The sequence below is a fragment of the Bacillus sp. SIMBA_031 genome, assembly GCF_046535225.1.
GTDB lineage: Bacteria > Bacillota > Bacilli > Bacillales > Bacillaceae > Bacillus > Bacillus velezensis.
Window position 1 is genome coordinate 405,717 of record NZ_JAWRXC010000001.1, and the last position, 11,976, is coordinate 417,692.

Genomic DNA, 11,976 nt, shown 5'->3' on the forward strand with positions numbered 1-11,976 from the left:
GCATGCCGGTCGGAAAGAGTCATTTGAAGCATTTTCATAAAAAAGGCGTAATCTATCGTACTAAAAAATTTCAAATATATGGATAGTTTGACAGCTTTCATTTTCATTCATGACCCGCTGACGCTATAATTGGAAATGGGAAAGGAGAAGAGATATGAAGATAAGTGAAGCATTATACAACTATTTTTCAGAACAAGTGGATCAAATTGCGAAAGAGTGGATCGAAACGATGGAAGATTCGGATCCGAATTCGATTTATTCTTTGACAAATCCTGTCATCACAGAAGAACTGACGGAGCAGGATAAAGAATTTTACCGGCATATTAATAAAATGTATATCATGCCGGAAAAAGAATTTTTAGAAGAGTTCGAGCAGTGGGTGATTGAGCTCGCGAAAGACCAGAAGCATCTGGATACACCCGTCCAGTATGTGGTCCGTGAATTCATGAGAAACCGGAGACTATACATCAGTTATTATGATGCGTTTGCCGATAAACATGAATCTTCGTTTGCACAGGGAGAAAGGAAGAAATGGGAGAATTTAATTGTACAAGTATTTGATTTTACGATTTACACGTTTGTCGATCATGCCGAGCATAACTCAAAAATGCAGCTGAACGCGCAAAGAGAAATGATTTTGGAGTTAAGCTCGCCGGTTATCACGCTGAGCAAACGGACGGCGCTGCTGCCGCTTGTCGGCGATATTGACACGGAGCGCGCCAAATTCATTCTTGAAAATACGCTGAGCACATGTGCCAAACGGCGGATTGAACATCTGTTTATTGACCTGTCGGGTGTAGTGGTTGTCGATACGATGGTGGCGCATCAGATTTTTAAATTAATTGAGGCGCTGAACCTGATCGGCGTCACGTCCACTTTATCCGGAATCAGGCCGGAAATGGCTCAAACCGCCGTACAGCTCGGCATTAATTTCTCAGATATTACGATCAAGTCCAATCTCGCTCAGGCTCTCAATTATCATCAATAACATACATAACAAAACAGGCTGCCGAATCACTCCGGCGGCCTGTTTTTATACAAACAACAATGAAATGAGCCAGCTTGCGCCGAATAACAGAAGCACGAGCAGGAAAAAGCACCAGTCGGCGCGGCGCACAGTAACAGTTCTGTAAAACGTGCGGTTTCGGCTCCCCGTAAAGCCTTTAGATTCCATCGCGATCGCCGTGCGTTCCGCCTTTCTGATTGCGCCTGCCAATAGCGGAATGGTGAAGCGCCTGAAGGCGGAGAGCTTTCCTTTCAGCCCGGAATCAGACGCCGCGCCCCTGATTCTGTGCGCCTGCCGGATGATCAGGATTTCATCTTTCAGAAGAGGGAGAAACCGGAACCCCGCGATAACGCCGTATGCAAGCTTGGGCGGCAGCTTACACTGCTGAATCAGACTGAGCATGAACAGAATCGGATCGGTTGTGAAAAGAAACATCATCGACAAAGCGGAAAAACATAAAATACGAAACGCGATAGAAATCCCGAGCGCCGCGTTATCACTGTTGACGGCAATCGGCCCGAGCTTAAACAGCAGGTTGCTTCCGGTTGTCGGGATGTTTCCGAATACGGCGGCTGTCCATAAAGAACCGAAGGCCAGAATGACAAACGGAATCGTGAACAGCAGCCATTTTTTCAGCGGCACACGCCCCGCCGAGAGGACGCCTCCCGCAATGATGATATAAAACAAAGCAGGGGTGTACGGATTATAAATAAACGACAGCATAATGACGCATAACAATACAGCCGCCGCCTTTATTGACGGGTTAACAGCCTCCAGCCGCAAGTTCATTTCTCCGCCTCCTGTCGTGTTTCATCCATTCATACCGCAGCGGCAAAGCCAAATGCGCCTGCTCGGCGATCCCGGTGTTATCAGAAAACAAAGCGTCGGGAGTTCCCCGGAATACCAGTTTCGTGCCGCAGAGCACAAGGATCGTGTCGGCATAATCTGAGACGAGTTCCATATCGTGTGTCACCATTAAAACAGCCGTTCCTTCCTTTTGAATCTCACGGAGCATTTGCATACACTCCCGCGCCGTTTTGGCATCCTGTCCGAAAGTCGGTTCATCAAGCATCAAAACGTTCACATTGTGCATAAGCATCGTCGCGACGCTGAGCCTGCGTTTTTGTCCTTGGCTTAAAGAAAACGGATGCTGTGAGGCATGGCGTCTCAGGCCGAATCGGGTTAACAGCTGAAGAGCTTTCTCCTTTGCGGCTCTGCTGCTTTCAAAACCGAACATCAGCTCTTGAATGACGGAATCTGTGACAAACTGGTGTTCAGGATTTTGGAAAACATATCCGATCAGCCGCCGCAGCTCTTTTTCAGAATAGGAATCAATCGGTCTGCCGTCTATTTTGATGTCTCCGCCCAGCGGACGGATGAGCTTGGCCGCGGCAGAAAGGAGCGTGGATTTTCCTGTTCCGTTAGGGCCGGCAATCGCGGTGATTGAACCTTTTTTTACGGAAAAGCTCACATCCTGAAAAATGACGTCTGCTCCTCTTGAGAATGACAGCTCGTGAACGTTCAGCGCGTCTTCTGCCGAAAGCGCGGCGGGCCGGGGTTCGGGCAGAGATGGTACAGGTTCGTGAAACAGCTTTTCTTTACACAATGTAAAAGGAATGCTGACGTGCTCCTGCAATGAGATCACACGCGGGATCGGAATGCCGAGCTCCATCAGCTCTCCAATCTTTGTTTCAAAGATAACGTCCGTCTCTCCGTCCATCACCTTCTGACCCGTTTCATCAAGGACAATCGTCCTGTCCATCCACGGCGCCCAATGATCAAGCTGATGTTCGATAACGAGAAGGCCGAAGCCTTTTTTTGCTTGAAGATCTTTGATCAGCCGCACTAATTCACGTGCGGAATATGGATCAAGCTGTGCCGTCGGTTCGTCCAAAATAATGAGTTCCGGTTCCATCGCAATGATACAGGCAAGCGCCACTTTTTGTTTTGAACCGCCTGACAGCGAAGCGATCGTTCGCGTTTTCAGATGAGTGATCTCTAATTTTTCTAAAACGTCATCGATGATTGCGTCCATATCTTCTTTTGTATATTGCAAATTTTCCAGGCCGAAGGCGATTTCATCTTCAACCGTCAGCATGCAAAACTGCTGGTCCGGATCTTGAAACACGACGCCGATGGATCTGGCGGCGGGTTCTGTCAGATGTGAAAGAGGTGTTCTGTATAAAGAAACGGTTCCCGATTGAACCCCATCGCATGCTTCCGGGTACAGACCGTTTAAACAGAGAGCGAGCGAGCTTTTACCGCATCCGCTCGGCCCGAGCAATAAAGCCCGCTCTCCTTTGCGGAGCTGAAAGGACACGTTTTGAAGAATCGGCTTTTCATCCTGATCATAAGAAAAGGTAAGACGGCCGGCCGATAGAAGGGGCTCAAATGCCTGCATCTTGGTTCACCTGTTTCTTTTTCTTCTTGAATTGTTTTCCGAGCGCCATGCCGTTCAGCACCCCTGTGTAAGCCAGCGCATCACTGATTGCTTTGCCGAGAAGGCCGGCAAGAAGCGCACCTGAGACCAGACGGATGAGAAGCATGACGGCTAATAAACCCGGATTCAAAACAGAGTACCCCGAAACGAACAAGTCATAAATGAAGCTTGTCACAGAAGACCCCATACCGGATAAAAGAAGCACGGGCAGGGTATAAATCCGCCAGCGTGTCGCAAAAAAGACCGCTTCCGCACCGATTCCCTGTGCGATCCCGATCAGAATCACCATCGGTCCTGACGGATTTCCGAGTAAGCACTCCACAAACGCGGCGATGATTTCAGAAACGAGAGCCGCTCCCGGTTTTTGAATAATGTACGCGGCAATCACCGAGACGATAAACCAGATACCGTAAATCGGTTCATAGCTCATCCTGCCGAAAAATCCTGCCGCTATATTGCTTGCATGAGTTGATACTAAATAAATGACAGCAAATACAACACTGATGACGGACATGACGACAATTTCTCTCATTTTCCAATTTTTCATTGTGATCTCCTGCTTTCTTATCGGATAGTCGTATGTATGAAAGAGTTGATTTTACAGGCGGTTTATATTTAGTTTCATATTGCGGTGTCCTCCCCCGTTTTTTAATGAAAAATAAAAAACTGCATATCCGAGGGAATATGCAGCAGCAGAACGAAAACGCATGGGGAAAAACCCTGCGCTCCGGTCAATCTGCACTTCCCCACGCTGGTATTATCCAGATCGGGTTATAAGGGATCAAAACACGCCTGCCGCATGTTTTATCTCAGCCGATAACAGCACCCCTAGTGCGTTTCCTATACAGTTTTTTATGATGACATCATCATAGTTGATCATGTCTGATTTGTAAACAGCCTTTCTCCGAACAGAGTTTGGAATCGGAGCGGAAGATCATTCATAAAGATAAGAAGAGCCCTAAGATAAGAAGAGCCCTTTTGATCAAAAGGAAACGGAGGACATCTATGTTTGTTCATACAGTGCAGTCTGGCGACTCGTTATTTTCCATCAGCAGAAAGTACGGATACCCTGTTGACAGCATCAGAAGCGTCAACGGGCTTGAGGAAACGAATATCGTTCCGGGGCAGGCGCTTTTAATCCCTCTTAATGAATATACGGTTCAGCCGAATGATACGTATGCCGTTATCGCAGGTAAGGCTTATGTGCCGCAGATGCAGCTGATGCAGGCAAACCCGGATATTCCGCCGAACCGGCTGCGGGCGGGTATGAAAGTGAAGATCCCTGATATCTCTAACTATCTTGCGGGTACCCTGCAATTTTATGTCATTCGGACGCCTGAAGCGGATAGAGAGTTAATTAATGATTTTGCGCCGTATTCTTCGGCGATTTCTTTGTTTGAATATCATTTTGGCCCGAATGGAGATATCATTAACGATTTAAACGACAGAACCGCAATAGAAACCACATGGCAGAACAGAGTGCGCCCGCTTGCCGTCATTACGAATCTGACAGAAGGGGGATTCAGTCCGGAATTAGCCCATCAAGTGCTGCAAAATCCGACGGCAAGAACGAATCTCGTCAACAATATCGTCTCCTTAACCGTAAGAAAGGGATACGGCGGTGTAAATATCGATTTTGAACGGGTCAGAGAAGCTGACAGGGACCTCTTCACAGGATTTCTCCGGCAGTTAAAAACCCGGCTTTCAGAGCATCAGCTCGCGTTAACGATATCGGTTCCGGCGAAAACAAGTGATGCAGTGCCGTGGCTGAGGGGATATGATTACGGCGGAATCGGAGCCGTCGTCGATTATATGTTCATTATGGCGTACGACTGGCACCACGCCGGCAGTGAGCCGGGACCCGTGGCGCCTTTGACAGAGGTCAGGCAAACGATCAATTTTGTCATCAGCAGGGTGCCGAGAAGAAAAGTGATTCTCGGTGTTCCGCTGTACGGGTATGATTGGGTGATTCCGTACCGTCCGGGAACGACCGGATCCGCCATCTCCAATCAGCGCGCCATGGAAACGGCCATGAAGCATCAATCAGTGATCCGTTATTCCCAGCAGGAGCGTTCCCCTTACTTCCGGTATACTGATGAAAATGGAAGAACGCATGAAGTGTGGTTTGAGGATGTGCGGAGCATGAGTGAAAAAATGGTTCTCGTTCGGGAGTTCGGACTGCAGGCGATCGGCGCGTGGCAATTAACGCTCGGTTTCAAACCGGGCCCGTGGCTGCTTAGGAACTTTTTCACGATCCGAAAAATATAGCTGCATGTCCCGCTCCGCAAGTGATTTTTTTCCTATGATAACGGGTCTTCTTTTGGACAATCTAAAATTGAACAGGAGGTCTGTCATATGAAGAAAAGGGAAGAGCAGTATATCAACGAGGCTGAGTATGTACCGCATCCGACAAAAGAAGGGGAGTACGCGCTCATGCTGCATGAATCCTATCATTTCCTTTCAGAAGAAGATGAAAGCGATTTGCCGGAATAAGGGTTTTATGCCTTTATTCCATTTATTTTATAGGCATGTGCTGAAATCACAAATTTAAGGTTGACACATTCCTTTTTTTTCTGTAATCTCAGTGTGTCAATTCAAATAAGAACTTCGTTAGGTGAGGCTCCTGTATGGAGATACGCTGCTGCCCAAAAATGTCCAAAGACGCCAATGGGTCAACAGGAATCATCGACATAAGGTGATTCTTAACGCAGCTGGATGGCTGTCCTATGCCATACAGTGCTAAAGCTCTACGATTGGAGGCCCCGCACGTTTATTTGCCGTGCTTGTTTTCGCCTTCATATCAGAAGGTTTTTTTTATGCCTCAAAACGTACACGACTGAGCATGATAAGGAGGTGCGGAGTATGGATTCTCCCCATTCGAGTATGTCAGAAGAAGTACCCATATACAGCCAGATAACCAGTGACGACATGATGAGGAGACAAACCGCCGCACTTCCCTTGACGGACGGCGCGTCTCCGTAAAGGAGGTACGAGTCCCGATGGTCCAAAACATGACCTATGACGAACTCATATTACGCATTATTATTTTATTGCGGGACGGAAAAATAAAAGAATTCCGAAACATGATAGATGAGCTTCAGCCCTATGACATGGCATTTTTGTTTAAAGAAATGCCGGAAAAGCACCGGGCCCGCTATCTGTCATATATGACGGTTGATGACATCACCGATATGATCGGAGAGCTGGAGCGGGAATTTCAGCTTGCCGTTTTGCATAAAGTCGGTAAAACGAAAGCCACTCTCGCAATGAATAAAATGGATAACGACGATCTCGCAGCATTGCTGGAAGAGATGGATGAAGAACTGAAAGAACAGCTTTTATCCAGCATGGAGGCTGAGGAATCAAAGGCCGTACAGCTTTTGATGAACTATCCGCAAGAATCGGCGGGCCGGATGATGACGAACCGCTTCGTCTGGATTCCGCAGCATTATACAGTAAAAGATGCGGTCGTGAAGCTGAAAAGCTTTGCAGAAATCGCAGAATCAATAAATTATTTGTACGTGATTAATGACAGCAAGCAGCTTGTCGGAGTGCTCTCATACAGAGATTTAATTCTCGGCGAGCCTGAGGATAAAGTGCAGGATCTCATGTTTACTCGTGTCATCTCGGCCGGGGTGCTCCAAGACCAGGAAGAAGTCGCCCGGCTGATCCAGCGGTATGACTTTTTAGCCATTCCCATCGTGGAAGAAAATCATGTGCTTGTCGGTATTGTCACTGTCGATGATATTATTGACGTCGTGATTAAAGAAGCCGATGAAGATTACGAAAAATTCGCAGCCTCCGGTAAGGCGATTACATTTGATACGAAAGCGTACGTTGCGGCGTACCGCCGTTTGCCGTGGCTCATTCTGCTTTTGTTTATCGGATTGATTTCCGGAAGCATTCTGAATTATTTTGAAGATACATTGCAAAAAGTAGTCGCCCTCGCGTTTTTCATGCCGATGATCGCGGGAACGACGGGTAATACAGGCACACAGTCACTCGCCGTCGTCATCAGAGGACTGGCTAAAGAAGAAATGAATAAAAAAACCATCTTTAAACTGATTTTCCGTGAATTAAGAACCGGTATCTATATCGGCATCGTCTGTGCGATCGCGATTACGATTGTCGCAACCGTCTGGCAGAAAGACTTAACGCTCGGTTTTGTCGTCGGTTCATCGCTGCTTGCAACGTTGATTATCGGTACGATGGCGGGAACGATCGTCCCTATTATTCTTCATAAACTGAACATTGACCCGGCGATTGCATCAGGACCGCTGATTACGACGCTGAACGATATTTTGTCCTTATTAATTTATTTCGGCATTGCAACTGCATTTCTTCATGCTTTATAAAAAAAGTCCGTCTCACAGGAGGCGGACTTTTTTGATCAGCGGTTTTTATACTTAAAATGAGCATTAAGCTGTCCTTCCAGCATTTTTTTGCGGAGCTGCGGGTCGTTTTTAAGAGCCTGTTCTTTTTTTCGCATGTCTTTTAAAATCTCAGCCGTCTGCACGCCGTCTTCCCGCTTGTTGGCAATATCCATGAGCCGCTCAACGTCCGCGAAAGAATACTTTCTCGTTCCCCGTGATGAACGCTGCGGGTAGATTAATTTCCGTTCTTCATAGTATCTGATCTGTCTGACTGACAATCCGGTTAATTCGCTTACAATGCCGATCGAGATTACTTTTTTATCTTTGTAAGATTGTTCGTCTGTCGTCATTTTTCCACCCCTGGATGTCTTTTACTCATATTATATAAGAAAAAAAGAGAAAAAACCTGACGCTTGTCAGGTTTTCTGACGTGAAATAGAAAATTTTAGAAAAAAAGCGGCAGAAAAATTGACAAGGTTAATGCATGGTCCTTTGCCCCGTTTTATGCTTACTGTACAGACAACAATGAGGAGGAAGGATAGGAATGGAGAAAGAAAAAGCGGTTTCGCTGGCAAAAGAAATCATTGAATTAGATATGAAACGCGATGAAATGCTGGAGGCGTTCATGCAGCTTGCCGGGGAACACGCTTTTCCGCTGCTCAGAGCCGTCCAGAACGGACTTTACCGAAAAACATCATAATCTACAGAAGTTTTACAATGGCTTTATACGTCTTTGATATAAAAGCGTTATTCTGATCATAGAATAACGGAAAACAAAGGAGGCCGCCATGAGTCGTTTGCTTCAAAATGCATTGGACAAAGAGAGAAACCATTATTCCAAAAAGCTTCTGCAGATCGGAGTCTATACGAAAGAAATACTCAATTCCATGACAATTACGGAGCTGAGAAAGGAATACGCGTATTTTTTTCGGAACATTCCCTATAGAGAACGGAACCCTTATACAAATTAAATGATGTATAAGGGTATTTTTTTATATAAAAAAGAAGGAATTCTGAAAAACGGCACGAATAGAATATAAAACAAAGAACGACTCTTATGAATTGTAAGGGTTTACATTATTTTTTTATAAAAATCTTAAATACGGGGTAGATATGATGAGATTATCATTTAACGAAGAAGAAGTGATGCGTTCGATGAATTTGTACAAAGTTTTTGCAAGGGCTTTCAAGAGTGTGTCTGAACACAGCATCCGAGACAGTAAAGAACACGGTTTTAATCCGACTGAATTTGCCGTTTTGGAGCTGCTCTATACGAGAGGACCGCAAAAGCTTCAGCAAATCGGGTCGCGTCTTTTGCTTGTCAGCGGGAATGTCACCTATGTCATCGACAAGCTTGAAAGAAACGGGTTTTTGGTCAGAGAACAAGACCCGAAGGACAAACGGTCTGTTTACGCCCATTTAACTGATAAAGGAAACGAGTATTTGGATAAAATTTATCCGATTCATTCATTGAGAATTGCGAGAGCGTTTTCAGGACTTATGCCTGAGGAACAGGAACAGCTGATAGCCCTACTGAAAAAAGCGGGAATTCACAGCCAGCATTTGCTTTTCCGTTAAAAGAAAGCGGATACAGACACTCTTCTTCACGAAGAGTGTTTTTTTTCTGTTCCGGACAGTAGAGCCTGAAGCGGTTTTTGCATAAGCTGATACAGGTCGGCATCATTATTTACCAATCATAATGTGACATGCCCCATGCCAAAATATGAGGGTGCTTTGAATATAAAGAAGGTGAACATGTGAGAAGCTGTCTGCTGTCTATATGGTACTTACTTGATCCGCTTTATTTCTTCTTTACCCGGCTGACGCTGATTGATAAACGGCAATCGAATGTATTCCGCGTCCGTTTGACTAGATATAAAGGAAAAGAAGTCATCCTGAGCGACGGAACCAGAATTAAAAAAAACGACGTGTTAGTTAAGATTCATCTTCATAATGTCAAACTCCTGAAAGAGCTGCAGCCTATTGAAAGCGCGGTCAGAAGGGGGATTATGCTATATCAGAAGGTATATCAATCCATGCCTCATTTAGCGGATTATATTAACGAGCATAAACGGAAAGACGAGATTAAGGGAGTCGTCGGCATTACAATGCTTCATAAAGGAGCGGCGAGACTCGGTTTTGATGTGATAAAACCGTCCAGCGGCTGCTACAGGCTGTTTAAGAAAGCGGCCCATATTCCCATTTTATACTTTACTGCAAAACAGCTCACCCTCAAAAACATTCCTTACTCCTGCTATTTATTTATTTCCAAAGAAAAATTGATGTGCACATATCAGACTGAAAAGAGCTGACAAAAAGCGTCAGCTCTTTCTCTTGATTTGCTCAAGCACGATTGAAAGCGGGCCGTCCTGCGGATTCCGGTAAAAATCATAAAACGGATCTCCCTCTGTCCTGACGCGGTTCACTACTGTATCGATCGTATAATCATCAGGTGTTAAAGAGGAGTTGACTTCGCTCCAATAAAGGGGAGCCGCAACCGTTCCCAGTTCGTTGCCCCGGGTCGAATAGGGGGCGATAATGGTTTTCCCTTCGGCATGCTGCAAATAATCTAGATAGAGCCTGCCGTTTCGGTTTTTGATAAACCGCTCTGTCGTAAAAAGATCCGGGCGCGTCCTGACGCAATAATCGGCGATGAGCATTGTGAACGCACGGGTTTCTTCATAGGTGAATGCTTCCGGTGAAAGCGGGATGTAGAGCTGAATGCCTTTATTTCCGGAGAGCTTCGGGAATGACGTAATACTGAATGAATCAAACAGCTGTTTCAGCACATGCGCAGCCTCCACAGCCATAGGGAAATCATTCCTTGACGGGGGATCAAGGTCAATGACAATCTCTGCGGGCCTTTCAGAATGAACTTTCTGAAACGGAACGTGAAATTCAAGCGCCAGCTGATTAGCCAGCCATAAAAGTGACGGTATGCTGCTGCATACGATGTGCTCGTGGCTCCCGTCAAACACGCTTGAGACAAAGTCCGGCGTGTAGTCCGGTTTGTTTTTTTGAAAAAAAGATTCGCCAGGCGCGCCGTGCGGATAACGGATCACCGTGACGGCCCGATCTTTAAGAAAGGGCATAAGAAAATCGCTCATTTTCACCATATAACTAAGGAAATCTGCTTTCGTTTTTTCACGTTTTTTAAAAACAATCTTATCCAGGCTTGTGAACTGCAGCTTCGGCGGCAGCGTTTTAGAGTGAAGGATAAGCTGCTGATACGTGCATTCCGTCCAATCCATTTCAAACTGAAAAGACACAAAAGATACTTCACGCAGCGTGTCCTGCAATATGGTTAAATACTGCACGGTCATGCAGATAGAAGGCTCAAGTGTATACTCGCCGCTTTTTTGTTTTTTTCCATGGGTCTCCATAATGGTTCTGACGGCGTTTTTTTCTTCCGCCTGCATGCCGTGGGAAACGGAAGCGATCGGGACGGCGGTGTCGTCTTTTAAAACAGAGGCCGTTACATACCCGTTCTTCGGGTTAAACCCGGTTAATAGCACATGTGCCGTTTTCATATGTTTATACTTTTGCCAGTCGGGAGAGCGTTTATTTTCCGCCCAGCCGCTGGAAGCCCTTTTTGCTACGATACCTTCTCCGTCATGGCGGACGACCTTGTCCCAAAGCGCATCAAAGTCAGTGTGTTCCGGAATGTATTGAATCGCTTCTTCCGCTAAGTGATGAGGGCAGGCGGGAAGATTTGCTTCTTTAAGCAGTTTGGAAAGGGCGCGTTTCCGTTTCACATACGGTAATGAGACGGTGCCGGCGCCTTCCAGAACGAGGAGATCAAATGCCAGAAAGCGGCACGGCCGTCTATCAGCGGTGCTTTCAATTGCTTCCGTCCGTTTTAAACGTCCGCGGATTTGAAGATGCTCAAAGTCCGCTCTGTACGGATTGATTAAATAGACAAGCTCTCCGTCAAGCGTAATGGGAAACCTGTCTTTCATGTGCTGAAAACACCGGGCCGCAAAAGCCGTGATTTCGGGAAATTGATTCGTCAGCGTCTGTCCGTTTCTACTGGTTAATGTAACGCCGCTTTCGTCTATGCGGAGAAGACAGCGGAATCCGTCATACTTTACCTCATAGCGCCACTCACTGCCTTCAGGCGGTACAGAGGTCAAAATCGGCTGCATCGTCAGCACCAT

13 protein-coding genes and 2 riboswitches are annotated in these 11,976 nt (G+C 46.2%); of the genes, 8 read left to right on the forward strand and 5 right to left on the reverse strand.

What is annotated here, in order from left to right:
• The first annotated feature begins 154 nt into the window (after nt 1–154).
• Nucleotides 155–988, forward strand: a complete 834-nt coding sequence (locus tag SB724_RS02205) for an STAS domain-containing protein (RefSeq protein WP_265972108.1) — start codon at nt 155–157, stop codon at nt 986–988.
• 45 nt (nt 989–1,033) lie between these two features.
• Here SB724_RS02205 and SB724_RS02210 read toward each other — a convergent pair whose 3' ends face one another.
• Genes SB724_RS02210 through SB724_RS02220 form a run of 3 tightly spaced genes read right to left on the reverse strand, consistent with a single transcriptional unit; the run spans nt 1,034 to nt 3,993 of the window.
• A complete protein-coding gene (locus tag SB724_RS02210) occupies nt 1,034–1,795 on the reverse strand; it encodes an energy-coupling factor transporter transmembrane component T family protein (protein ID WP_012117396.1) in 762 nt (253 codons plus the stop codon).
• The gene (locus SB724_RS02215; RefSeq protein ID WP_265972105.1) at nt 1,770–3,407 is read right to left on the reverse strand and encodes an ABC transporter ATP-binding protein; all 1,638 of its coding nucleotides are present in this window, start codon (nt 3,405–3,407) and stop codon (nt 1,770–1,772) included. The genes SB724_RS02210 and SB724_RS02215 overlap by 26 nt, the downstream gene beginning before the upstream one ends.
• Complete coding sequence (locus SB724_RS02220; RefSeq protein WP_007610905.1) at nt 3,394–3,993, reverse strand: ECF transporter S component; 600 nt, start codon at nt 3,991–3,993, stop codon at nt 3,394–3,396. Before SB724_RS02220 ends, SB724_RS02215 begins: the two co-directional genes overlap by 14 nt.
• A 179-nt stretch (nt 3,994–4,172) precedes the next feature.
• Nucleotides 4,173–4,286: riboswitch (TPP riboswitch) on the reverse strand.
• 165 nt (nt 4,287–4,451) lie between these two features.
• Here SB724_RS02220 and SB724_RS02225 point away from each other — a divergent pair.
• From SB724_RS02225 to mgtE, 3 genes are all read left to right on the forward strand, one after another.
• Nucleotides 4,452–5,714 carry a glycoside hydrolase family 18 protein gene (locus SB724_RS02225; RefSeq protein ID WP_265972100.1) on the forward strand — a complete coding sequence of 421 codons (1,263 nt, stop codon included), beginning with the start codon at nt 4,452–4,454 and terminating at the stop codon, nt 5,712–5,714.
• An 87-nt stretch (nt 5,715–5,801) separates the two neighbouring features.
• Nucleotides 5,802–5,939 (forward strand): transcriptional regulator SplA domain-containing protein, encoded by a 138-nt coding sequence (locus SB724_RS02230; protein ID WP_003154740.1) that lies wholly within the window; start codon nt 5,802–5,804, stop codon nt 5,937–5,939.
• 106 nt (nt 5,940–6,045) lie between these two features.
• A riboswitch (M-box (ykoK) riboswitch) is annotated at nt 6,046–6,211 on the forward strand.
• 234 nt (nt 6,212–6,445) lie between these two features.
• Entirely contained in the window at nt 6,446–7,801 is a 1,356-nt protein-coding gene (mgtE, locus tag SB724_RS02235) for a magnesium transporter (protein ID WP_012117400.1), read from the forward strand.
• Between the two features lie 35 nt (nt 7,802–7,836).
• Here mgtE and SB724_RS02240 read toward each other — a convergent pair whose 3' ends face one another.
• Nucleotides 7,837–8,169, reverse strand: coding sequence for a MerR family transcriptional regulator (locus SB724_RS02240; RefSeq protein WP_003154734.1), 333 nt, complete (start codon nt 8,167–8,169; stop codon nt 7,837–7,839).
• 194 nt (nt 8,170–8,363) lie between these two features.
• On the opposite strand from SB724_RS02240, the gene SB724_RS02245 reads away from it, so the two are divergent.
• The 4 genes from SB724_RS02245 (at nt 8,364) to SB724_RS02260 (ending at nt 10,131) form a co-directional block, all read left to right on the forward strand.
• Nucleotides 8,364–8,519 carry a hypothetical protein gene (locus tag SB724_RS02245; protein ID WP_003154733.1) on the forward strand — a complete coding sequence of 52 codons (156 nt, stop codon included), beginning with the start codon at nt 8,364–8,366 and terminating at the stop codon, nt 8,517–8,519.
• 88 nt (nt 8,520–8,607) lie between these two features.
• Entirely contained in the window at nt 8,608–8,790 is a 183-nt protein-coding gene (gene fbpA, locus SB724_RS02250) for a Fur-regulated basic protein FbpA (protein WP_410569937.1), read from the forward strand.
• A gap of 142 nt (nt 8,791–8,932) precedes the next feature.
• Nucleotides 8,933–9,397 (forward strand): MarR family winged helix-turn-helix transcriptional regulator, encoded by a 465-nt coding sequence (locus tag SB724_RS02255; RefSeq protein ID WP_007610911.1) that lies wholly within the window; start codon nt 8,933–8,935, stop codon nt 9,395–9,397.
• A gap of 179 nt (nt 9,398–9,576) precedes the next feature.
• Complete coding sequence (locus SB724_RS02260; protein ID WP_410569939.1) at nt 9,577–10,131, forward strand: YkoP family protein; 555 nt, start codon at nt 9,577–9,579, stop codon at nt 10,129–10,131.
• 9 nt (nt 10,132–10,140) lie between these two features.
• Here SB724_RS02260 and SB724_RS02265 read toward each other — a convergent pair whose 3' ends face one another.
• A complete protein-coding gene (locus tag SB724_RS02265; protein WP_265972096.1) occupies nt 10,141–11,976 on the reverse strand; it encodes a DNA ligase D in 1,836 nt (611 codons plus the stop codon).